The organism is Streptomyces sp. NPDC096013, assembly GCF_044763565.1.
Classification (GTDB): domain Bacteria; phylum Actinomycetota; class Actinomycetes; order Streptomycetales; family Streptomycetaceae; genus Streptomyces.
Window position 1 is genome coordinate 48757 of the sequence record NZ_JBIWGK010000025.1, and the last position, 22684, is coordinate 71440.

General features: G+C 70.2%; 23 protein-coding genes. 7 read left to right on the plus strand and 16 right to left on the minus strand.

Annotated features, from left to right (window positions below; all coding sequences use genetic code 11):
* Window positions 1–84: 84 nt before the first annotated feature.
* A complete protein-coding gene (locus tag ACIRB1_RS43980) occupies window positions 85–1134 on the minus strand; it encodes a MerR family transcriptional regulator (protein WP_403469652.1) in 1050 nt (349 codons plus the stop codon).
* 8 nt (window positions 1135–1142) lie between these two features.
* A complete protein-coding gene (locus ACIRB1_RS43985) occupies window positions 1143–1610 on the minus strand; it encodes an SRPBCC family protein (protein WP_403469601.1) in 468 nt (155 codons plus the stop codon).
* Window positions 1611–1892: 282 nt separating this feature from the next.
* On the opposite strand from ACIRB1_RS43985, the gene ACIRB1_RS43990 reads away from it, so the two are divergent.
* On the plus strand, window positions 1893–2048 hold the full coding sequence (locus ACIRB1_RS43990; RefSeq protein WP_403469602.1) for a hypothetical protein: 156 nt from the start codon (window positions 1893–1895) through the stop codon (window positions 2046–2048).
* 106 nt (window positions 2049–2154) lie between these two features.
* The gene (locus tag ACIRB1_RS43995) at window positions 2155–2856 is read left to right on the plus strand and encodes a YqjF family protein (protein ID WP_403469603.1); all 702 of its coding nucleotides are present in this window, start codon (window positions 2155–2157) and stop codon (window positions 2854–2856) included.
* A 38-nt stretch (window positions 2857–2894) separates the two neighbouring features.
* On the opposite strand, the gene ACIRB1_RS44000 is transcribed toward ACIRB1_RS43995, so the two are convergent.
* Window positions 2895–4232, minus strand: coding sequence for a glycosyltransferase (locus tag ACIRB1_RS44000; protein WP_403469604.1), 1338 nt, complete (start codon window positions 4230–4232; stop codon window positions 2895–2897).
* 177 nt (window positions 4233–4409) lie between these two features.
* Between ACIRB1_RS44000 and ACIRB1_RS44005 the strand changes: the two genes are divergently transcribed.
* Both ACIRB1_RS44005 and ACIRB1_RS44010 read left to right on the plus strand, forming a co-directional pair.
* Window positions 4410–6485: a glycosyltransferase family 4 protein gene (locus tag ACIRB1_RS44005; protein WP_403469605.1), complete on the plus strand. Its 2076-nt coding sequence runs from the start codon at window positions 4410–4412 to the stop codon at window positions 6483–6485.
* A gap of 381 nt (window positions 6486–6866) precedes the next feature.
* A complete protein-coding gene (locus tag ACIRB1_RS44010) occupies window positions 6867–7454 on the plus strand; it encodes an RNA polymerase sigma factor (RefSeq protein WP_403469606.1) in 588 nt (195 codons plus the stop codon).
* Window positions 7455–7549: 95 nt separating this feature from the next.
* Here the strand turns inward: ACIRB1_RS44010 and ACIRB1_RS44015 are convergent, their stop codons facing one another.
* The 6 genes from ACIRB1_RS44015 to ACIRB1_RS44040 all read right to left on the minus strand — a co-directional run bounded on the left by ACIRB1_RS44015 (window position 7550) and on the right by ACIRB1_RS44040 (window position 11911).
* Window positions 7550–8221, minus strand: a complete 672-nt coding sequence (locus ACIRB1_RS44015; protein ID WP_403469607.1) for an SDR family NAD(P)-dependent oxidoreductase — start codon at window positions 8219–8221, stop codon at window positions 7550–7552.
* A 27-nt stretch (window positions 8222–8248) separates the two neighbouring features.
* Window positions 8249–8623 carry a DUF2255 family protein gene (locus ACIRB1_RS44020; protein ID WP_403469608.1) on the minus strand — a complete coding sequence of 125 codons (375 nt, stop codon included), beginning with the start codon at window positions 8621–8623 and terminating at the stop codon, window positions 8249–8251.
* Between the two features lie 217 nt (window positions 8624–8840).
* Complete coding sequence (locus ACIRB1_RS44025; RefSeq protein ID WP_403469609.1) at window positions 8841–9827, minus strand: aldo/keto reductase; 987 nt, start codon at window positions 9825–9827, stop codon at window positions 8841–8843.
* Window positions 9828–10229: 402 nt separating this feature from the next.
* Window positions 10230–11087, minus strand: a complete 858-nt coding sequence (locus ACIRB1_RS44030) for an aldo/keto reductase (RefSeq protein ID WP_403469610.1) — start codon at window positions 11085–11087, stop codon at window positions 10230–10232.
* On the minus strand, window positions 11084–11518 hold the full coding sequence (locus ACIRB1_RS44035; RefSeq protein WP_403469611.1) for a cupin domain-containing protein: 435 nt from the start codon (window positions 11516–11518) through the stop codon (window positions 11084–11086). Before ACIRB1_RS44035 ends, ACIRB1_RS44030 begins: the two co-directional genes overlap by 4 nt.
* Before the next feature lie 72 nt (window positions 11519–11590).
* Window positions 11591–11911, minus strand: a complete 321-nt coding sequence (locus tag ACIRB1_RS44040) for a carboxymuconolactone decarboxylase family protein (RefSeq protein WP_403469612.1) — start codon at window positions 11909–11911, stop codon at window positions 11591–11593.
* 221 nt (window positions 11912–12132) lie between these two features.
* Here ACIRB1_RS44040 and ACIRB1_RS44045 point away from each other — a divergent pair, with 221 nt between their 5' ends.
* A complete protein-coding gene (locus ACIRB1_RS44045; RefSeq protein WP_403469613.1) occupies window positions 12133–13020 on the plus strand; it encodes a helix-turn-helix transcriptional regulator in 888 nt (295 codons plus the stop codon).
* On the plus strand, window positions 12966–13379 hold the full coding sequence (locus ACIRB1_RS44050) for an epoxide hydrolase N-terminal domain-containing protein (protein WP_403469614.1): 414 nt from the start codon (window positions 12966–12968) through the stop codon (window positions 13377–13379). The genes ACIRB1_RS44045 and ACIRB1_RS44050 overlap by 55 nt, the downstream gene beginning before the upstream one ends.
* Here the strand turns inward: ACIRB1_RS44050 and ACIRB1_RS44055 are convergent.
* The 7 genes from ACIRB1_RS44055 to ACIRB1_RS44085 form a co-directional block, all read right to left on the minus strand.
* A complete protein-coding gene (locus ACIRB1_RS44055) occupies window positions 13337–14017 on the minus strand; it encodes a response regulator (protein ID WP_403469615.1) in 681 nt (226 codons plus the stop codon). The two genes, ACIRB1_RS44050 and ACIRB1_RS44055, sit on opposite strands and share 43 nt — an antisense overlap.
* The gene (locus ACIRB1_RS44060) at window positions 14014–15252 is read right to left on the minus strand and encodes a sensor histidine kinase (RefSeq protein WP_403469616.1); all 1239 of its coding nucleotides are present in this window, start codon (window positions 15250–15252) and stop codon (window positions 14014–14016) included. The genes ACIRB1_RS44055 and ACIRB1_RS44060 overlap by 4 nt, the downstream gene beginning before the upstream one ends.
* A gap of 125 nt (window positions 15253–15377) precedes the next feature.
* Window positions 15378–17585: an MMPL family transporter gene (locus ACIRB1_RS44065; protein WP_403469617.1), complete on the minus strand. Its 2208-nt coding sequence runs from the start codon at window positions 17583–17585 to the stop codon at window positions 15378–15380.
* 944 nt (window positions 17586–18529) lie between these two features.
* Entirely contained in the window at window positions 18530–19018 is a 489-nt protein-coding gene (locus ACIRB1_RS44070) for a DUF4265 domain-containing protein (RefSeq protein ID WP_403469618.1), read from the minus strand.
* Between the two features lie 332 nt (window positions 19019–19350).
* A complete protein-coding gene (locus ACIRB1_RS44075; protein ID WP_403469619.1) occupies window positions 19351–20100 on the minus strand; it encodes an MBL fold metallo-hydrolase in 750 nt (249 codons plus the stop codon).
* Between the two features lie 420 nt (window positions 20101–20520).
* Window positions 20521–20865 carry a hypothetical protein gene (locus ACIRB1_RS44080; RefSeq protein WP_403469620.1) on the minus strand — a complete coding sequence of 115 codons (345 nt, stop codon included), beginning with the start codon at window positions 20863–20865 and terminating at the stop codon, window positions 20521–20523.
* A complete protein-coding gene (locus ACIRB1_RS44085; RefSeq protein WP_403469621.1) occupies window positions 20862–21323 on the minus strand; it encodes a cupin domain-containing protein in 462 nt (153 codons plus the stop codon). Before ACIRB1_RS44085 ends, ACIRB1_RS44080 begins: the two co-directional genes overlap by 4 nt.
* Before the next feature lie 150 nt (window positions 21324–21473).
* On the opposite strand from ACIRB1_RS44085, the gene ACIRB1_RS44090 reads away from it, so the two are divergent.
* A complete protein-coding gene (locus ACIRB1_RS44090) occupies window positions 21474–22094 on the plus strand; it encodes a TetR/AcrR family transcriptional regulator (protein WP_403469622.1) in 621 nt (206 codons plus the stop codon).
* Window positions 22095–22684: the final 590 nt, after the last annotated feature.

Here is a 22684-nt window from a genome sequence, read left to right on the forward strand (position 1 = left end):
TTACCGGCCGGGTCGTGCCGTGTACAGGACCGCTCCCGGGGGCGGTCAGCCAGCGGGTCAGGGGGCGGCCGACGACCAAGTAGGTCAGGGGGTGGGCGACGACATGAGGTGTTCTCCATCGAGCATGAGCAGGGCTTCATGCAGCCCCTGCGGGCGCAGCAGACCGGAGTGCTGCGCCCGCCGCCAGCCGGGGCCCGTGAGCAGCACCCGGCTCTGCGTGCGCGCCCCGCGGACGCCCCAGCGGGTGGCGGCCACAAGGTGGGCCAGCGGGAGACTCGCCGTAGACGTGGACTGTGACCACAGAACCACGGCACTGGGACCGACCCGCTGCACCGCGGCCACCAGAGCCTCCGCCGGGACGGCCCCACCGAGCATCAGGGTGGCGACACCCCGCTCCGCGAGAACGGCCGTGAGTGCCTCCAGCGGCAGGGTGTGCTGCTCGCCGGGCAGACAGGCCAGAATCACGGGCGCTGAGTGCGGCGCCTTCTGCGTGGCCACCGCACTCACGTAGAGGTGACGGAGGGTCGCGGAGATGTGCCAGGACAGCAGGTGCTCCACCTCCACATAGCGCTCGCCCGCGGACTGCCACTTGCGCCCCACCGCCTGGAGCGCCGGAGCCAGGATCTCCTCCCACGTCACGACCAGTCCGTGCCTGCGCACCGCCGAGTTGAGCTGTTCCTGCACGGCCGCGCCGTCCAGCCGTACGGCCGCGCGGGCGAGTCCCTTGCACTCCTGCCGCACATTTCCCAGCGGCAGGCCGCTGCCGGACCGTGAGGCGTACGGGGACGGGGAGCCGGTCTCCGGCGGAGTGGGGACAGGCTCCGGGAGCCCGGCGGTGGCGGAGGAGGCGACTCCGTTCCCGGCGTCGCGCCCTGTCTTGTGGCCCTTGGCCACCTTCGCCGCCTCGCCCGGCGGGATGCCGGCGGCCGTCAGGCGGCACATCTCCAGGACCATGGCGACATCGTCGGTGGACCATCTGCGGTGGCGTCCCTCCGCCCTGGTCGCGGGTCCGAGGCCGTAGCGGCGGTCCCAGGAACGGAGGGTGGTGGGCGACACGCCCACCCGTCTCGCGAGGGAACCGGTACTCACCCCGGCCTCCGGCGGCACCACCGCGTCCGTCTCGGTCACGTCCATGTCGCTGGTCACTGGGGATGCCCCCCGCCCGAGGGCGGAACGCGCAGGGCACGGTCCACCGCCTGGGGTAGCCGCACGCACACCTCGTCCCCGAGTCGCTCGAACTCGCGCTTGAGAAGGGGAGTGGCCAGCCGGGCCACTCCGTGGAACTCGACGCGCGCCCGGTAGGTCAGCCGTGTCCGGCCGTCACGTTCCCCGAATCGCATGTCGTCCGTCGACGTGGCGGTCTTGTTGTGTCCTACGAAGGTCAGGTGATCGGCGTCGAAACGGTCCAACCGGTAGCGCAGTTCGGTACGACGGCCCCGGAACTCGGAGACGTTGTGCCACTCGGCTCCCACCGCCGGACCGCCGGTCCCGATCCGGTCGCAGGTGATGGTTCCCGGATCCCACAGCTCAGCGTTCGCGAAGTCCGCGAGGAAGCCCACCACGTCGGGCAACGGATGGTCCAGTGTCATGACACGCTCGACTTCGATCACAACTGCCTCCGCTCTCGACATCCGGCCGCCTGAACGCACGCTGGTCCCGGCATCTTCCTTTCTGTGCTGCCGCAGCCGACGGATGCATCTGTGCGCGATCGTTCGAAATCCGTCAACCCAAGTCGCACCGGTCGTCGGATCTCCGTGGCAGGTCTTCGTGGCAGGTCTTCCTGGCGCCCCGCTGACCTGCGCCCTCGCGTCCCGCCCGCTGCATCCGACGGACGGCCGACCGGCGAACCAGACACGTAGCACCAGAACGGCGGTGGATCAGGGAGGCGAGGCATGGACCTACGAGGCGCACGGATCCTCTTTCCCGGCGCCACCGGCGAGATCGGTCGAGCACTCGCCGTGTGGTCGAGCACTCGCCGTGTGGAGGCCATGTCCTCGGGGGCGACGATGATGCCCGGCGCCGATGGGGCGCTCGAAGTGGTGCGGTAGGGCGGCCATGGAGAGAAGACGCCCCGGCCCCGGCCCCGGCCCTTCGGTCCACCGGCCCCGGCCCGTGGAAGCGCTGACACCGTTGGCTCCCCGTCCGGTGCGGCGCGTGCTCTTCCGGCAGAGCTGGCGGGACCTGGTGTTCCTGCACTGGGCAGCCGATCCGTTCGAGGTGGCCCGGCTGCTGCCCGCCGGCACCGTGCCCGACCTTCACCAGGGACGGGCGTATGTCGGCCTGGTCTTCTTCCGCATGGACGACCTCGCGTTCGGCCGGACGCCGGCGCTGCCCTATCTGGGGAGCTTCGGCGAGGTCAACGTCCGCCTGTACAGCCGTGATGCCGCGGGTCGGCGCGGTGTCGTGTTCCGCTCCCTGGACTGCGACCGCCTGTTGCCGGTGCTGACGGCGCGATGGGCTTTCGGCCTGCCCTATCGATGGTCCCGCATCAGCGGCAAGTGGTTCGACAGCCGGTTGCTCTACAGCACGACGCGGCACGGTGGCGGCAGCCCGGGGGCACGGGTGTGGATCGACGTGGGGGACAGGCCCGTGGCGGCCGGTCCGCTGGAGGAGTTCCTCACCCAGCGGTGGGGACTGCACGAGCGATTCCTTGGCCGTACCTACTACCTGCCCAACGCACACCCCGCATGGTCCTTCCGTGAGTGCGCCCTACTGGGGTGGGAGGACGGCCTGATCCCGGCCGCGGGTCTGTCGAAACCGCAGGGGGAGCCCGTCAGCGTTCTGTACGCTCCTGGCGTTCCGGTGCGGTTCGGGCCACCTGTGCCCGTGCTCGGCTCCGGCCCGGCGCCGAGCTGACCTGTCATGGGGCCCGCGGCGGCGCGACGACAGCCGGATCAGGTCCGCGAGGCCCGAGCGCCCATGGCCGCCAGCAGTTCACCCGCCGCCCATCGGGGACCGCGCCGTCCCACCGACTCGGCCAGACCGGAGACACGTGGCTCCACGGTGGCCCACACGGCTTCCAGAGCTGCCGGGACGTCGGCCGGCGACAGGCTGTTCGGGTCGAGCACCACACCGGCGCCCGAGCGCTCCACGTCCCGCGCCACGGAGAACTGGTCGCTGGAGAACGGCAGTACCACCGCGGGTACGCCCGCCCGCAGGCACTCGGTGAAGGAATTGCTGCCGCCGTGATGCACCATGGCGTCCACGTGGTCGAGCAGCGCACGCTGCGGTACCGAGCGCGCCACCTCGACCCGGTCACCCGCGAGATCGGCCAGTGCCGCGGCCCGCTCGCCGGCCGCCACTACGACAGACACGTCCCGCGTTCCCTCCAGCAGTCCGGTGACGATGGTGCGCAGGACGTCGTCACGCGCGGACAGGAACGTGCCGAGCGCGACGAGGACGAGCCGCCGACCGTGGCCGCGCAGGCGGCGGAGGCACGCGTCCCATCCCGCGTCGAGGGGGTCCGGGTCGGCGGCCATGTGCCCGGCGAACAGGCGCACCGGTCCTTCCGGAGGCTTCGGCAGCCACGGGAAGGGCGGGTAGGCGTAGACGACCGCGTGCGGCGAGCTGAGCGCGAAGGCCCTGCCCGGGGCCGGCCGGGAAGGCGCGTGCCGCCGGGCGAAAGCGTCGAAGAGGGCGGTGAAGGCCTCGTCGTTCCGCCGCGCTGCGGTACGCAACTCCCGCAGCCGCCGGGGGTCGGGTCGCAGCACGCCGGGCCAGTCGTAGGGCACGCCGAAGCAGGCGTCGGGGCCTGCGAGCACGTAGCTGGGGTGGCCCGGGCAGAAACTCGCGTAGGGCAGACCCAGGCAGTGCAGCGCCAGGGTGACCGGGTAGCTGAGCTGGTCCACCACGTACCAGTCGGGACGCAGCTCCCGGTCGATCGAGCGCAGCGCGTCGAGCACGCCGTCCGGGTCCGCGAGCATGTCCGCGCGCCGGTGACGCGCCTGGGCCAGGAGCGCGGACACGGCACCCTCCCTGGTGGCGTCGAGGAACTCCCGTAGCCGGGCCGCCTCCTGAGCGTCCTGCTCCGTCGCCTCGGCCACCCCGGTGTTGGCGTTGCGTGTCACGGACAGCGGCACGAAGCCCACCGCTGCCTGCCGGGCCAGGTCCTCGAACGGCGGCGCACAGGCGAAATGGACGTCCGCCCCTTGTGGACCCAGTGCGCCGGCCAGGACCGACAAAGGCCGGGCGTGGGACATGAACGGGGGGCTGACGACAACGACACGCGGCATGGGCATCCTTCGGCCAGACGTCTTCCGACCCCGACCGGTCAGGGCGAGGCGAGCGCATCGTAGGCGACGTTCGGCCAGGTCGTGCCCTGTATCGATGATCACCGGGGGAGGCGCATCCGTAGGGCCGGCACTCCTGGAACCACATGGGTCAGAGCCGTCCCCGAGACAGGAGAGCCCATGGCCGGCACCGCCTTCGCACCCGCCTCGGTGCCCCAGGACCCCGGACGTCCGGCACACGCGGGCCACGGGGACCGCGACGCCCTGGTGGCCGCCCGCGCCGCGTTCTTCGACGGCTCCGGACGGACCGGGCACGCGCCCTCCACCGAAGGGCGGGCCCCACTCCCCGTCCCGGACGAGCTGACGCGGCTGTTGGACGCCGAATACGGAACAGGGCCACGGGCAGTACCGCCCGGGAACGGCCGCGGCGCGACCCGCGACGACCCGGCCGTGGCGGCGCTGCGTCGCGCGGCCCGGCTCGGTACGCCGCCGACCCCCGAGGCACTCCTCGCCCACCGCGACGGCGGCCCGAGGCTCATTACCGCCCTCACCGAGCTGTGGCCGCAAGCGGTCCGCCGACATGGCCGCCGGCGCGCGGAGAAGGCGCTGCGCACGCGACTCACCGACCCGGTCGACGCACCGGCCGTGGGCTGCCTGCTGGACCTCGCGGTGGCTGCCGCGCTGCACCCTCTCACTCCGGCCGAGGGCGCCGCGCTCGGGCAGCGCACCGCCCATCGAGCGGTGCGCCATTCCGCCTGGCGGTATCTGCACCAGATCCCAGGAGGCTCGGCCCACCTGCCCGATCCGAGCCGAGCCTCAGACGCCTACGAGCGGCTTCTGCTGACGCCGCCGGTGCCCGTGCTCGGGCCGGACAAGGACGGACGGTCGGGCTTGGTGGTCGCCCAGTCCATGCTGCTGGGACGGCTGGACTCTCCCGGGCAGGGCATGAGCGGAGGACTGGCGGTGCTGCTCGGAGATCTGGGCGATCGGCTCGCCGAGACCCACGGGATCGCCGGCGTGATCACGGTCGTCACGGCCGAGCACGACGACTTGGCGGAGGACCCGGAGCTCGTCCGCCAACGAGGTCCGGGCCACTGGGTGATGCGGCTGCCCGTGGACGCCCCCACGCCCCCGCCCCAGCCGGACATGCACCACCACCGCGCCGCGCTCACCTGGTGGGCGACCCGCCTGCTCGGCGGGATGGCGCGGCCCCTGGACGTCCTGCATGTCAGATACGCCGACGACGGCAGCCTGGCACTCGCGGAGGCCACCGAACGACTGGGCGCCGCGCTGATCTTCACGGCCACCCCCGATCCGCACCGCGACCTTGCCGCGCGTCACGCCGCGCGCGACCCGGCCGACCCGACGGCGGGGGAGGAGCTCCGGCACGATCTGCACCGGGTGTTCGTGGCCGATCGCCTCGTGGCACGTGCCGGCACGGTCGTCGGCATCCCCGGACGTGGCGGTACGGAGGAACTCGTCCGCCATTTCCCCGGCCTGGCCCGGCTCAACGCGGGAGCGGGACCGAGCGCACCACCCGAGGGCATAGCCGCGTACCGGCCCGCGCCCGACGAGGACGACCGCAGGCACCAGGCGCTCGCCACGCTCTACCGGGACGGAGCGCGCCCCGACTCCCTGGACCCGCGGGACCGCGGCCTGCCGCTGCTGCTGTGCGTGGGTCGGCTTCACCCGGTGAAGCAGCAGGACCTCCTGGTCCGGGCCTGGCTGGAGACAGGCGGTTACCGCAGCAGCACCCTTGTCCTGGTCGGCGGCAGCCCCGGCGCAGGCACGGCCGCCGAGGCCGGGATCCGCCACCGCATCGACGCGCTGCTGGCCGGCCACCCTCGGGCGAGCGCCCGTCTGGCGCTGATGCCCGCTCTCCCGAACACCGAGGTGCGCCGCCTCCAGCGTGCTCTTGCCCAGCGAACGGCGGACGCGTGCTCGTGGTACGTGTGCCCCAGCGCGAAGGAGGAGTTCGGGCTCGCCGTACTGGAGGCGATGGACGCGGGCCTTCCCGTGGCCGGGCCCCGGCGCGGCGGCGTCACGCACTACCTCCGTGACCGGGTCAACGGGCTCCTGATCGACACGTCCGACCAGGGGGGACTGGTGCGAGGTCTGCGGCGCATCGCGACCACATCCGTCGACGACCGGCGCCGTTACGCCGCCGCAGGCAGGAAACTGGTCACCGAACGATTCTCCGTCGCACGCATGGCGGACGAGCTGGCCGACGAATACATCGCTCTGCGCGGCCGTTGAGGGGCGGGTCGCGTCGTCGGTAGCTTGGCGTCCCGGCTCGCGTGGCGATACCTCCGTACGGTCAGGGGGTCACGCCCAAGGCCACCCGACACGCGCCTGGAACGCCGCCGCATGCGGAGACGCGAACGCCCGGGGGTGTGGACGCGCGGGGTGTGGACGCGCGGACAGGCTTGTGCTGCCCGACTCCGCACCCGCATCCGGCGTTCGTCATCACACCGATCATGACTCCTGTCGGCGGCAACCCTGGCTTTCGCCGTCTGCTTCGCCACTTCGGCCATTTCGATGCAAAGACGATGCGAGTTGTCCATCTTGCATCGAATGCGCACCGTGGAGAAGACACAGTCACTCTCGGCGACCGGCGGGTCCAGCGAGGAGCAAGCCATGACGACCGCAGTGCGCATCGACGCGGAGATCGACGACGGTGCCCTCGTGGACGGGTTCCTGAGCGGCGACGAGGCCTGCCTCGAAGTCCTGCACCGGCGTTGGGGTCCTCTCGTGTACGCCCATGCCCGACGGTCGACGGGGGATGCGCGGGAAGCCGAGGACATCACCCAACTGGTGTTCTTCGCCGCCTGGCGCGGACGAGCCGGATTCGCGCCCGAACGCGGAACTCTTCCCGGGTGGCTCCTGGGTATCACCCGCCGGAAGATCGCCGACGCCCTGGCGGCCCGCACCCGGCGTACCGAACTGGTCGACGCGGCGGCAGCCCAGCTGCTGCTGACGGCGGCCGACGAGGCCGTGCAACCGGAGTCCGCGCTCGACCGCGTTCTGCTGGCCGACGAGTTGTCCCGCCTTCCCCAGCCTCAACGCCAGGTGCTCAACCTGGCCTTCTACGACGACCTCACCCAGACCCAGATCGCCGAACTCACCGGGTGGCCCCTGGGTACGGTCAAGAGCCACGCGCGCCGCGGGATGCACCGCCTGGCGTCACGCCTCCGATCGGACACCGGCCGTGAACGCGCTGCATGAGGACATCGGGTTGGCGGTCATCCGCCCCGAATCGGAACGCCTCGTACCAGTGGTCTTCCGGCCCTTCGCCGATGACCTGAGGGCCCGGGTGGCGGTCAGGCGTCGAGGGGTTCGGCGAAGTGCCTGAAGCCGGTGCGCTCGCGGTGGAGGTCGAACAGCAGGCCGGCCAGGACATCGGGGTCCTTGCGGTCGTCACCGGGGGTGATGGCGCCGGGGATGATCAGTTGGGCGACGTGGATGCCGTCAGGCGCGAGCTGGTCGTGGAGCAGGCGGGCGTAGGCGCTCTCGGCGGCGAACGCGATCGAGGTGCCGGCCCGGTCGGGGTGGGGTCGGACGGCGGAGCCGCCGTTGACGAACAGCAGCAGCAGCGTGCCCCGGCCCAGGTCGCGCATGCCGGGCAGGACGTTGCGCACCGCGGTGACGGGACCGCCGACGGAGAACGCGAAGGGGCCTTGCAGGTCGGCTGCGGTGGTCTCCAGGACGGGCTTCATGAAGTCCTTGTGCGGGACGGGGCTGTACTGCAAGACCTCGATCGGGCCCAGGGTGCTGGTCGCGGCGTCCAGCGCCGCGTTCAGCGCGTCGGGATCGCGGACGTCGGCGGCGAATCCGCGGGCGGTGACGCCGTCCTCGCCGAGCTGGGCGGCGAGAGTGTCCAGGTGGGGCTGGGAGCGGGAGATCAGGGCGATGTCGAAGCCGTGGCGGCCGAAGCGGCGGGCGACGGCGGCACCGAGTCCGGGGCCGGCACCGATCAGGGCGAACGTGGTCACAACGTGCTCCTTGCGGGGGAGAGGAAGTCAGCGGGGGGTGAGCTTGAGGGTGGTGGCGCGGGCGCCGTCGGCGGTCATCGGGGGGACGTAGGCGCTCGCGGTCGCGTACTTGGTGCGGTAGGCGTCGTCGATACGGTCGTTCAGGGCCGGGTCGGTGACGGGGGTGAAGGTGACGTCCTGCTCGACGGCGCCGCAGCGGATGTGCCCGGCGCCATTGGCCTTCGCGGCCCGCCACCACGCACCGCCCGGGCCGTTGTAGGAGCGGACGAACAGGTCGTCGCCGTCGCGTACCACCCAGATGGTGGTGGGTGTGCGCAGCCGGCCGTCGGGGCGCCGGGGCTGGATGTGCAGTTCGTCGGCGCGCTCAATGCTGTCGAGCTGGTCGCTGGTCCAGTGCGTCATCGTGGTGTGTCTTCCTTCTCGCACCGCGTTTCCTGGAGGGGCGGGGAGGTAGGCGCCGGGACGGCTGCGCATGGTCGGCGATGCGGGCGCCGAACACTGCGACGGCCAAGGCGATACCGGCAGAAGCAACCCCTCATTCCGCTGGTGGGTGCCCGTGGCTGAGCTCAGGCTCTGCGTCGACCCACGCCGATGCGTGAGCGTGGCCCGTCCGGGCGGGTCACTTGCCGACCAGACCCATGTGGGTCTCGTTGTAGCGGTCACCGTGGACACCAAAACGTCCCGCTGCCGCATCCAGATCCGCCCGCTCGTCCGCGGACAGCGCCACGTGCGTGGCGGCGGCGTTCTCCTCGACCCGCTCGATACGACGGGTGCCGGGGATCGGCACGATCGAGGGGTGCTGGGCGAGCAGCCACGCCAGCGCCACCTGGCCAGGTGTGGCGTTCTTCGCCCGGGCCAGGGCGGTGACGTGGTCGACCAGTTGCTGGTTGGCGGCACGGTTGTTCTCGCTGAAGCGGGGGATCGTGGTGCGGATGTCGCCGTCGGAGAACGTGGTGGCGGTGTCGACGGTGCCGGTGAGGAATCCCTTGCCCAGGGGGCTGAACGGCACGAAGCCGATGCCGAGTTCGGCCAGTGCCGGCAGCACCTCGGGCTCGGGGTCCCGGGTCCACAGGGAGTATTCGCTCTGCACCGCGGTCACCGGGTGGACCGCGTGGGCCCGGCGGATCGTGGAGGCCGCCGCTTCGGAGAGCCCGAAGTGCCGTACCTTCCCGGCCTGCACCAGCTCGCCGACGGCGCCGGCCACGTCCTCGATCGGGACGTTCGGGTCCACACGGTGCTGGTAGAACAGGTCGATCGTCTCCGTCCGCAGTCGGCGCAGCGAGGCGTCGGCGACGCGCTTGATCTGCTCGGGGCGGCTGTCGAGGCCGGTTGAGGCGCCGTTCTCGATGCGCCAGCCGAACTTCGTCGCCACAACGACCTGGTCCCGCACCGGGGCCAGGGCCTCACCGACGAGTTCCTCGTTCACGTAGGGGCCGTAGACCTCCGCGGTGTCGAAGAAGGTGACACCGCGCTCGACCGCGCCGCGCAGCACCCGGATCATGTCCGCGCGGCTGCCCGGATTGGGGCCGTAGCTCTGGGACATACCCATGCAGCCCAGGCCGATGGCCGAGACCTGCAGACCCTGGCCCAACGTACGTGTGTGCATCGTCGTTTCTCCCCTGCCGGTGTTGCCTCTGTGGTGGTGCGGGACGCGGGTGGCGGCTGGTTCAGTGGCTCGTGTACCCGCCGTCGACGGGCAGGGCCACGCCGATGACGAAGCCGGCGGCGTCCGCGACGGCGGCGCTCTTGGCCAGGCCGATCACCCCCCCCGTGCTTGGACGCGTGGTGCGCGGCTCGCTGGTTGACACGGTCGAAGGCCTCGGCGCTCTCATCGGTCGCGTGGCAGGCGGCGCCTGGATGACGGCCCGAAGGTCATGTCCAGGCGTCCGATGGCGCCCCACCGCACAGTCGACCGTCGCGGCGGTCGGCCCCATGCCGGACGCCGCGCCGGTGACCAGGGCGCCCCGCCCCTCGACGAGGCCGGTGCGGGGGTGGCGCCCGCCTGGCGTCACTTGCCGCTGTAGACGGGGAAGGCGCTGTGCTCGCCGTAGTCCACATCGCGCAGGTCGCGCAGGACATCCATGTCATCGCCGGAGATCTCGAAGTCGACGTCGGCGTTGGAGCGCATGTGCTCGGGGTTCGCCGTCTTCGGCAGGGACACGGTGCCCAGCTGAAGGGTGTAGCGGATGCACAGCTGGGGGACGGTCACGCCGTACTTCCGTGCCATCGCCTGGACTTCGGCGTTCTGCAGGATCGCGCCGTGGGCGATGGGCGAGTACGCCTCGACGAGGATCTGCTTGCTCTCGCAGTAGGCCAGGAGTTCTGAGGGGGTGTTGCCGGCGTGCACGAGCAGCTGGTTGACGTGCGGGACGACGGTCGCGCCCGCGAGGAGGTTCTCCAGGTCGTGCTGCTGGAAGTTGGAGACGCCGATGGAGCGGATCTTCCCGGCCTGGTGGGCCTCCTCCAGGGCTCGCCAGGCCGCGCGGTTGCCTTCGGCGTAGTCGCCGCCGCGGAAGTCGTTCCACGGCTGCGGGCTGTGGATCAGCATGAGGTCGACGCTGTCCAGGCCGAGCGTGCGCAGGGAGCCGTCGATGGCGGCGAGCGCCCGGTCGTAGTCCTTGATCTCCGCGGCGAGTTTGGTCGACACGAACAGCTCGTCGCGCGGCACGCCCGCGTCGCGCACACCCTCGCCGACGCCGTGCTCGTTGCCGTACGCCTGGGCCGTGTCGATGTTGCGGTAGCCGATCTCAACGGCCGCGCGGACCGCGTCGGCTGCCCGGTCGTCGTCGATGAACCAGGTGCCGAGGCCCAGCTTGGGGATCTCGACGCCGCCTGCCAGCGTGTAGGTCTCGTTCAGGATCGTCATGTGTTCGCTCCGTTCTTCGGCAGCTTGCCGTACACCTCGTCGGTGACGGGCTCGAGCCATTCGTTGCTGACGCCTTCGCTCGGTGTGATGAGGGCGAGGTGGGAGAACCACGCGTCGGCCTTCGCGCCGTGCCAGTGCTTCGTGCCGGCCGGGACGCGGATGACAGTTCCCGGCTCCATGCTGACGGGCTCCTCGCCGTAGGCCTGGTACCAGCCGCTGCCCGCCGTGCACAGCAGGATCTGGTCACCGCCGCCGTCCGCGCCGTGGTGAATGTGCCAGTTGTTGCGGCAGCCCGGCTCGAAGGAGACGTTGCTGACGGGAACGCTCCCCGAGGCGAGCGGCGCCAGATAGCTCTGGCCGATGAAGTACTGCGCGAAGGCGTCGTTCCTTTCCCCGAGAGGAAAGATCTGATCAAATTCGTGGACAGCCATACGATTCTCTCCGTTGATTCGACACGCCCCGCTCGACCGCGCGGGGCATGGGTGCCCTGGCCCGGCGGGTGGTCAGGCGGAACGCTCGTCCGCAATCTTCTTCAGCTGCGTGATCGCCGTCATGGCGTTGGGCCATCCGGCGTAGAACGCCAGGTGCGTGATCGCCTCGGACAGTTCCTCGACACTCAGACCGTGCTCCAGCGCCTTGCCCAGGTGGTAGGGGAGCTGCTCGCTGCGGTAGAGAGCAGCCAGCACGCTCACCGTGACCAGACTGCGGTCACGCGGGGACAGCCCGGGGCGCTCCCACACATCTCCGAACAGCACATCGTTCGAGATCCCGACGAGCTTCGGCGCGATCTGCGCCAGCTCCTGGGGCGCGGACTGCTTCGCCATGCGATGACTCCTTGTAACGGAAAAGACACGGGTCCGGCAGATCCACTCTCCACGAGAGCGGCCTGCCCGGCAGCCTTAGCCATCCCCGGGATCGGGCCCGGGGCGGGCGCAGCTGCCTTCCCTGTCGAGGAAACCGCAGGTCATAAGAGGGTGGAAGGCACTGTCGTTACAGGTACTGACAGGACCTCCCAGGCCCGCCGTAGGGGGCCTAGCCTGGCGGTATGGACACCGCCCACGACATCCGCGAGTTCCTCACCACCCGCCGCGCGAAGGTCACCCCCCAGCAGGCCGGTCTGCCGGCCTTCGGCGGTAACCGCCGCGTCCCAGGGCTGCGCCGCGAGGAAGTCGCTCTGCTCGCCGGTGTCAGCATCGACTACTACGTACGCCTGGAAAGGGGGCACCTCGCGGGAGCCTCAGAGGAGGTCCTCGACGCCGTCGCGGACGCCCTGCAACTGGACGACGCCGAACGCTCCCACCTCTACGACCTGGCCGCAGCCCAGCGCGCCCGCCCCGCTCGCCGGAGCAGCAGGAAGCCGCGCGGACCCGTCCCCGCCAGCATCCAGCGCGTCCTGGACTCCATGACCGACAGTCCGGCCTTCGTCCGCAACGGCCGCCTGGACATCCTGGCCATCAATCGTCTCGGCCGGGCTCTCTACGCCCCGCTCTTCGCCGGTGCCGCCACGCTCCCCGTCAACATCGCCCGCTTCCAGTTCCTGGACCCCGCAGGCCCGGACTTCTTCCCTGACTGGACGGCGTCGGTCAACACCACCGTCTCCCTGCTGCGCACCGAAGTCGGCCGTGCTCCCCACGACAGTGAACTCACCTCGCTCATCGGCGAGTTGGTCACCCGCAGCGACGAGTTCCGCAGCGCCTGGGCCAAACACAACGTGCGCCTGCACCACACCGGCAGCAAGCCCTTCCACCACCCCGAGATCGGCGACATCCTCCTCGACTTCGACGCCATGGCCCTGCCCGCCCAACCCGGCCTCACCCTCACCGCCTACAGCGCCGAACCCGGCACCCCCGCCCACGACGGACTGCGCCTGCTGTCCGCATGGGCCGCCACCGAAGACGCAACCGCCGACGGCACGCCAGGAACCCGGATCTGACCGACGTGCCCCGCCGCCGCGCGGGCAACGGAGGTCGCGGGCTCGGGCCGTGCGGCCCTGCTCTCAGCCCGTTTCGCGCACGATCACCGGCACGCGTCCATTCACCATCGACGTCCCCGCCCGACGTGGACGATCTCCCTGAGCGGCTCCACAGGACGCGGTGGTTCGAGTCCGATCTGCACTGGTCGGCAGTCGTACCCATCCGGAACCGGCGCGGGCTGGTGACGTACTGGACCGAGAAGTTCGACGGGCGCGCCGCGGAGCGCCACCTCAACGAACTCTCGCGTTTTCAGAACCTCACCGCCACGCTGGCTGGTCACGGGGCGGGCGGAGCGGCCTTTACGAGGCCGGTCTGGTAGGCGATGACGATGAGTTGGGCGCGGTCGCGGGCGCCCAGTTTCGTCATGGCGCGGTGAATGTGGGTGCGTACCGTCAGCGGGCTGAGCGTGAGGTGCTCGGCGATCTCGGTGTTGGACTTGCCATCCGCGGCCAGGGCCATGACTTCGCGTTCGCGCGCCGTGAGGTCCGCCAGGCGTTCCGGGGGTGCGAGGTGGGCGCCGGGGGCGGGGGCCGTGAGGAAGCGGGTGATGAGGGTGCGGGTAGCTGCCGGTGAGAGGAGGGCCTCACCGGAGGCCACCGTGCGCAGTCCGGCCAGCAGGGTGTCGGCGGTGACGTCCTTGCCGAGGAAGCCGCTGGCACCGGCGCGCAGCGCCTGGGCGACGTAGTCCTCGGTCTCGAAGGTGGTCAGGATGAGGACGCGCGTGGCGGTCAGTTGCGGATCGGCGCAGATCGCGGTGGTGGCGGCGAGGCCGTCCGTGCCCGGCATACGGATGTCCATGAGGACGATGTCGGGGTGGTGGGCGCGGGTCAGATCCACCGCTTCGGCACCGTCGGATGCTTCGCCGACCACCTGCATGTCGTCGCAGGAGTCGATCAGGATCCGGAAGGTGGCCCGCAGGAGAGCTTGGTCGTCGGCGAGCAGCACCCTGATGGTCATGGAGTCTTTTCGCTTTCTTCGGCGGTGCGCGGCTGGAGTGGCAGCGCGGTGGTGACCTCGAAGCCGCCTTCGGGGCGGGGCGCGGCGCGTAGTTCGCCGCCGATGGAGTGGGCGCGTTCGCGCATGCCCATGACGCCGAAGCCGCGGCTCGGGGCGGCCTCGGGAGTGGGGGAGGTGGCCGGGCCGTCGTTGCTGACCGTGAGCAGCAGACGCGAGCCGGAGTAGACGAGCCGTACGTGCGCTGTTTCCGCTCGGGCATGTTTGCTGACGTTGGTGAGCGCTTCCTGCACGATCCGGAACGCGGTCAGGTCCACGCCGGGCGAGAGCGGTTGTTGCTCCCCTTCCGTGGTGATGGTGACGGCGAGCCCCGCCGACGCGCACGCCGTGACCAGTTCGGGAAGGCGGGCCAGTCCGGGGGACGGCTCCAGCGGTGCGGAGTCCGGGTCGTCGCTCTGGCGCAGGAGTCCCAGGGCGGCCTTCAGCTCGCGCAGCGCGGAGGATGTGGTGCCGGTCAGGTCGGTGAGGATCGCCTTCGACTGCTGCGGATTGGTGAGCACGAGGTGGGCGGCGGTGCCGGCCTGGGCGTTGGCCAGGGCCAGGTGATGGGCGACGACGTCGTGCAGTTCGCGGGCGATGCGCACGCGTTCCTCGGTGACGCGCAGGCGTGCCTCTTCCTCGCGGGTGCGTTCCGCGTGTTCGGCGCGGGCCTGCACCGCCTGTAGATAGGCGCGGCGTAGTCGGGTCATGGTGCCGGCGGCGAGGGGGAGCAGCAGCCAGAAGAACGGGCCGATCGTCCTGAGCAGCAGCGACAAGTGGTCCATGGAGTCGGAGAAGGCCGCCGCGATCATCAGTGCCACCATGGTGGTGAACCCGTAGGCGCGGAGAGTCGTCCGGTCGGTGAGGGTGGCCAGCCAGTAGAGCGCCGCCATGATCGGTGCGAGCAGCAGCGGGGTGAGCAGGTACCCCATCGCGATCACGATCACGGCGCAGACGGCGTTCACGACGACGGCGGTGCGCGGGTGGCTGCGGTGCTTCAGCAGGGCGAGGCAGGACACGCCCATGAGGATGACGGCGGTCGTGTCCTGGTCCGGCGGGTGGGCGCCGGGCAGGGTGAGTGAGGCCCCGAGCGTCGCCGAGCCCATCAGGGGAAGGATCAGCGCGAGATCGACGACGAAGGGATGGCGGCCCGTGAACGCCTCGACGCGATCGGTGTAGCGCTCCAGGCTGGTACTCATCGTCTGCTCCGGTCGGTGGGCTGGGACCATCGTGGTCGACTTCGGGTGGGGACGCGCCACGAGGCCGCCCGTGTCATTCGTCACGGGCGGCCCCTTCGGGGTGCGGGGGGTGGGTCAGGCCGTCGTCACGTGCGCGCCACTTCGAGGTCGGCCGGGGAGGACGGCTCGGAGTCCGGCTCGGGCCGACGGCTGAGGGCCTCGCCCTCCACATCGACGCGGGGCATGATCCGGTCCAGCCACTTCGGGAGCCACCACGCCTTGTCGCCGAGCAGGGCGAGTACGGCGGGCACGATCGCCATGCGGACGACGAAGGCGTCGACCAGGACCGCGAAGGCGAGTCCGAACCCGATCATCTTGATCATCGAGTCACTCTCGCCGATGAAGCCGGAGAACACCGCGATCATGATCAGTGCGGCGGCCACGACCACCCGGGCGCTGTGCCGGAAACCGGACGTCACCGCCTGGCCGGGGGTCTCGCCGTGGACGTACGCCTCGCGCATCCGGGAGACGAGGAAGACCTCGTAGTCCATGGCCAGTCCGAAGACGATGCCCACCAGGAAGATCGGCATCAGGCTCATGATCGGCCCGGTCTGTTCCACGCCGAGGAGTCCGGCCCCGTGGCCCTGCTGGAAGACCATGACGACCATGCCGAGGGAGGCCAGTACCGAGAGCAGGAAGCCGAAGGCAGCTTTGAGCGGGACGAGCAGGGACCGGAACACCAGCAGCAGAAGCACGATCGCCAGGCCGACGACGACCACGAGATACGGCACCAGCGAGGCCTGCACCTTCTCGGAGATGTCGATGTTCAGTGCGGTGGTGCCGGTGACCTCGAAGGTCGCCGCCGTCTCGGACTCGACACCGGGACGCTCGCCCCGGATGGTCGTCACCAGGTCCTTGGTCTTCTCGTCGGTCGGCGCGGTGGAGGGCACGACCGAGAAGACGGCGGTGTCACCGGCTTCGTTGAAGCGGGCCGCGGAGACGGACACGACTCCCTTCGTGGCACCGATCTCCTTGGAGATCGTCGCCGCGGCAGCCTTCGCGTCGGCGCCCTTGGCGTCGACGACGATGGTCAGCGGCCCGTTGAAGCCCGGCCCGAATCCCTTGGCGAGGTCGTCGTAGGCCCGGCGTTCGGTGGTGGAGGTCGACTTGGCCTCGTCGCCGGGCATGCCGAGTTGCAGGTCGGTCACGGGCAGCGCGAGGGCGCCGAGGCCCACCACGCCGAGGAGCAGCACGGGCAAGGGACGGCGCAGGACGAACCGCGCCCAGCGGGCACCCCCGTTGTCCTCCGTGCCCGCCTCGACACTGCCGCTCTTGCGGGCCCGCCGCCGTAGCACGGCGTCCGGCCAGAAGCCGAGCAGCGCCGGGACCAGCGTCAGCGCGATCAGTACGGCGACGACGACCGCGCCCGCCGCGGCCAGCCCCATCTTGGTGAGCATCGGGATGCCGACCACCGTGAGCCCGGCCAGGGCGATGACGACGGTGAGGCCCGCGAAGACCACCGCCGACCCGGCGGTGCCGACCGCCAGCCCGGTCGCCTCTTGGGGCGTACGGCCCCTGGCGCGCTCCTCGCGATAGCGGGAGACGACGAACAGGGCGTAGTCGATGCCGACGGCCAGGCCCAGCATCATCGCGAGAGTGCCGGTCGTCGTGGACAGGCCGAGGGCGTCGGACAGGGCCAGGATCGTGGCCATGCTCACGCCGACACCGATGATCGCGGTCAGCAGCGGCAGCCCTGCCGCGGCCAGGGAACCGAAGGTGACCAGCAGCACCACGGCGGCGATCGCGATACCGATCACCTCGGCGGACCCGCCCGCGCCGCCGGTGTCACTGAGCGCGTTGCCGCCGACCTCGACGGTCAGGCCGGAGTCACGGGCCTCGCCGAGGACCTTCTCCAGGTGGGTCTTGTCGGTCTCGGCGAGATCGCTGGCTTTGACCTTGTAGGTGACGGTCGCATACGCCGTCGTACCGTCCGAGCTGACCGCCTTCGCCTGGAACGGGTCGACGGCGGTCGCCACCTGGGACCCGTCAGCCAGTTCGGTCACGGCCTTCTCGACGGCCTTCTTGTTGTCGGTGGCGGTGACCTTCTCGCCGCTCGGGGCGACAAAGACCACCCGCGCCGTCGCGCCGTCGGCCGTGGCCCCGGGGAAGCGCTGTTCCATCAGGTCGAACGCCTTCTGGGACTCGATGCCCGGCATCGAGAACTCCTCGTCGGCGGCTCCCGGCGCCTTGAGCGCACCCAGCCCGACGGCGGCCAGGACGGCCGCCCAGACAAGGGCGACGTACCAGCGTCGCCGGAAGGCCAGACGGCCCATCCGATACAGGAAAGTAGCCACTACAGAAGGTCTCCACATCTGGTGTCGATCGTCCTGCCAAGGCTCTCGGGGAGCGGGGCGTCCTGTCGTCGTGCGCCTGCCGACAATCCGCGCTACTCAGAACGCAGTACGGACCGGCCGTCAGGTCCCCCGCTGGTACGACACCCGTGCGCACGCGTCAGCCCCGAGACCTGGCCCGGTTCGGCGCCTCGTTCACGTGGGCGTAGCGCAATGCGGGTCGCGGCGCGGCGGGGCTTGCGGGGGTCCGCTGACCGGACAGCCTTCCTCGCTGTGGCTCGCTGTGGCGTCAGCCGCGAGAGCCGGTCGAGCGTGCGGGCGTCGCCGGCCGATGTGGACCCGGTGCCTGCCTTTCTCGATCGCTACGACGATCTGTTTGGCGGCGTCGGCGGTACTGATTCTCTTCGTGGCGATACGCGGATGGGCTTACGTTGATCGACTGTGGGGCTGTGGGGGCCGGTCGGGCGGTCGCCGATGCCATTCTGAGCGTCGGCTTGACACCTGGGACCTGCGGCGTGTCGCGCTCACCCACTTTCATGAGGACCATGTCGGCGATGCTGCCGAGACCACCGTGCACGGAGGGCCCCCGCCGCCTCCAACCCCTTCTACGTCGCGGTGTTGCCCGCGCCGTCGGGCAGCAACTGCTTCTGGATGGCGCGGTGGCGGTTCGGTCTGTGACGGGGCTGAGTGCGTGGCGAAGCAAGCAGTTGCTTGAAGCCGCCCCGACGACGGTTGTGGATCGGACGCGTTTCGCGGCCGCGGCGGACGCAGCCAGGAGACTCAACGCAGCTGGCGCGCGAGCTGACTTGGCCTGCCGGTGGTGTGAGTGGGTGATGTCTCCGGAGGACTGTCCGGTGGACCCGGGGCCGTGCTCATCGCCCTTCCTGTCTCCGACGGGCTGCCCCGCGGGCGGGTCAAAGGCCTGATCAGACCGCGGCAGACCTGACCTAGTCCGAGGCCGAAGCTGTCCATGCCGCGGTGACACACCCTTCCTCCCAATGCCACCATCCCTGGGCTTCGCCATGCTCCAACAACTTGCGGATCCGAGGCAGGTCCGCCGTCGGCGGGACGTCCAGTGCGACCATCCTGAACTGTTCGATGCCCTCGCCTGTTGTGCCAAGCCGATGGAAGGTCTCCAGCACGGTCTGCCGGGCTGCCCTCGAACCTCCGTCCCTCAGCACGATCAACCGGATGGTGCAGTTGCCTGAGGCGCGAACGGTCTCCCCGACCCACCACAAGCCTTCGTCGTCGACCTCGACCTTGACGATGTCATCGCTCGCGACCCCGCGAACGAACCACGGGGTGTTGTCCAAGCGCACGGTCCCGTCTCGCAGATCCACGGCCCAGAGGCTTTCGACGGTCGCCGGAGGCCAGCCATCCTCGTCGACCTCCATTCGGAAGTGAACCTTCACGTGGGCGTCGCTGATGTTGCTCATCGCGCCATCATCTATGGCGACCGACATGACGGGAAGCGTCGGAGATCATGAGCACCGGTCTGCTCGATCGACGGGGCGCCGAGGAATACCTTCGGTGCAGCCGGGCATCGTCGGTGATCCGGGCGATGAGGTTGTCGGGTCTCCTCCGGCTGGCCGCGCTGGGCTGGGTCCGGCCGGAGGAGCGAGCAACGAAGAGGAAGTCCTGCACCGCTCCGAGTCTGCCCGACGGTCTTCACCGCGGACAGCCGCCGACCAGCACGAGTATGACCTCACCCCCCATGTCATCCCCGTGACCTGCGCATTCAGGGCGAACGCAAGTCATTGGTCACGGGTCACAGCGTGAGTGTCTGTCCGGTGGGCAGGATGCGCACGTCGGTGTCGGGAGCCAGATCGCCGGCAGCGTCTTTGTAGTGCTCGGGATGGTTGCGATCGAGTTTCACGAGGATCCGGTCGCCGATCGCGCCGGAGGTGTAGGCGTAGTGGATCGGAACCGCCAGCCTGGGGCGCAACAGGGCGGTGAGTTCCGCGGCCTGAGCCGCGTCCATGACCTCTTGGCGGTTGCCCTGCGGACGGGAGGAAAGCCCGTTGATCGGCATCAGGGCCAGGTCGATGTCGGGGAAGCGCTGGGCGATCTCGTTCAGCTCGGGTATGCGGCGGGTGTCGGCACCGAAGAAGACCGTCGTACCGTCAGCCTCCAGGAGGTAGGTGACCTCAGGCACGCCGTGGCTGGCTGGCGCGGCGGTGACGCGCACCGGGCCGAGGAGGGCGGACTGCCAGGGGTCGAGCTCGGTGACATTGCGCCACCCGTTCGCGCGGACCTTCTTTCCGGTGCCCCGGTTGACCACGATGGGCACGTTCTTGTCGGGGTAAAGGGCCAATGCCCCCAGGTCGCAATGGTCGTAGTGGGCGTGGCTGATGAGGATGCCGTCCAGTCGCGGCAGGTCTGCCGCGGTGGCGATGCTGCGCGGTTCGCCCTGGCGGTACAGCAACCTTTCGGAGAACCAGGGGTCGGTAAGGATTTTCGCGCCGTCGAAGTCAAGCAGGACGCAGGCATGTACGACACGTTCGAGAGTGGTGGGCATACGTTTGTCTCCCTTGGCGGGCTAGTTCCCTTGGTGGACTGATATGGGTCCGAGTAGTCGCGACCCCTTGGGGTCTTCAGCCACGACGCGACGGGCGATAGGGCGGAGGGCGGCCCGCACTCGATCGTCGAGTTCGCGTTCCGGCGGTTCGAGGACGGTCGGCTCACCCGGTCGGCTTCCACGACAGCCGGGTTGGTGAGCGCACCGCCGAGCAGCGGCCGATGAACGCGGTGACGCCGAACACCAGGTGCGCCTGTTTCCGAACAGGTCGCCGTATGTGCGGGCCAGGACCGCCGAGACTGTCCCGGCGAGCATGTACGCCGTCACGATTCAGCTCGGTGCTCGGTGCTCGGTGCTCGGATGCGATCCGCAGAGCCGGTCGCGGAACTTATCCGGCCTCCCCTCGGGAGTGAGTCGCGCTCACGCGGTGGCGACCGCCGTTGCGACGTGTATCGCGGTCAGGAGCGAGGCACCCGCGATCATCGTCCCTTTCCGAGTGGCGACTCCGATGACGGCGTCGCCCACCTGGGCCGCGGCGGCTGCGCACAGGATGAGCGAGCTGGCCGCACCCGACCACGCGAGGGGTGCGACGAGGGCCGCCACCCCCAGGGGCACTCCTCTGGTCGCGTACATCCAGCCGTAGAACCGTTCACCGGCGGTCGGCGTGCCACTCTCACTCAGTGCCGCCGGACGTATACCTCCCACCAGCGCGAAGGCGATGCTCGCGATCGCGCCGACGGCGTTGACACCCAGGAGAACGTTCACGAGGCGTACTCGGTCGACGGTTCGGTGCCGTAGCGCGTCCAGACCTCGGCGACGGCGTCGCGCGACAATGGCTGGCCGGACTCGACCATGGCCTTGAGGTCACGGAAGTACTGCACGTACAGGTCCGGAGTGAAGGTGTTGAGCATGACCGCCGGGTCGTCACTCACGTTGGCGAAGGTGTGCGGTGCGCCCGGCGGGACCATGACCCACGTACCGGCTCCGGCGTCGTAGTCGTCCTGCCCGACGGTGAACCGCACGCTGCCCGAGAGTATGTAGAAGCCCTCGTCGTGCTGTGCGTGGCGGTGCTGCGGAGGGCCGGCGGTGTGCGGGGGGATGGTGATTTCGCCCATTCCCAGGCGGTGTTCGGTGTTGCTGCCGTCCTCGAGGATCCGGATCGTCGACGGGCCGTTGACGATGAGCTCGCCTTCGCCGGGACCGGTGATCGACACCTTGTTCATGAAGCCTCCCTGACTGGTGACTGGTGGGTTGCCGACGCCAGGACCCTAGGGTCGGTTCGAACAAGAATGCAAGTGGACTCTTAAAAAAATAGTTGACTCCAATTCAGGGAGTGCACCCGCTATGCTTGCAGCCGGAACGAGAGGATGATCATGGTCGAGCGGAGTCGCCCGAACGGGCTCAGCAACACGATGGAACGCACCAGGTCGGCGATCATCGCGGCCGCCCGCGACCTCGCCGACACCGGAGCCGAGATCACGATGCCGGCGGTCGCAGCCCACGCACGGGTCTCGGAAGCGACCGCGTACCGCTATTTCCCCGACCTCCTCTCACTCCTGCGCGCCTCCGTCATGGCGGAGGACCTGGTCGAGGTCCTGCGGTCGGCGACCCGCGGCGACGACCCGGTCGAACGGATCGGTCAGGCCGCGGAGATCCTCGGCCGGGCGGTGCTGCGCAGGCAGGGTGCCGTCCGGGTGATCGTGGCCTCGACCATCGCGAAGCCCTCGACCTCCAAGGACCGTCCCGCCCACCGCTTCGGACTCATCGAGCACGCGCTCGCCCCGTGGGCCGACAGCTGCCGTCCCGCGCACCGCGCGGACGTGGAACAACTGGTCCGGGGTCTCGCCCTCGTGATCAGCGCCGAGTCGCTGTTCGCCCTGACCGACCTCTGTGGCCTGACCCCCGACGACGCGATCGCCAGCCTCGCGACCACGGCTCGGCAGATGACCGCAGCGGCCGTCGCGGCCATCCCCGCGACACCCGCCACACACTGAGCCGCAGAATGCGATGCTGGCCGGCTCCGCCCACGACGACACCGGCAGAACCGCCTGCTGAACAAGGTCGTCGTTGAGGCCGACACGGCTCAAAAGGCCCTGGTGGACCAGGAGTTCAAGAACAGCGTCGTGGCTCACGGCGAACAGGTGGGCATCGAGGTCGAAGTGGTCGAGGGAAACCAGGCAGACCAGGGCTCGTACCCCAGCCCAAGCGGTGGGTGATGGAGCCGACCGCAGCGGGGAGCCGTCCTGTGGGCCGGTATTGGTGCGCCTGGAGGAGCGGGAGCGCGCCAGTTCGCCACGCAGGAGGCCGAAGGCGCGAGGGAATGGGTTGCCCAATTGACCGCCATCGGGACGAACTCGGCCGGGCTGCCGAGGAGATCCGGACCATCCGCAGGCCCCACTTTGGGGACGCCCGCCCGGTCATCCCGACCTCGGAGACGGTCAAGGGGTGCCTGAATCAGAGCGTGTCCTAGGACGATATGCCGAGGCGTGTTCGGGCTGAGGGAGGGTCCGGGGCCGGGACAGCGTCGCTACGGTGAGGTTCAGTCAAGATCACGTACGAGATGCGGGTGCCCCGCGCGAACTGC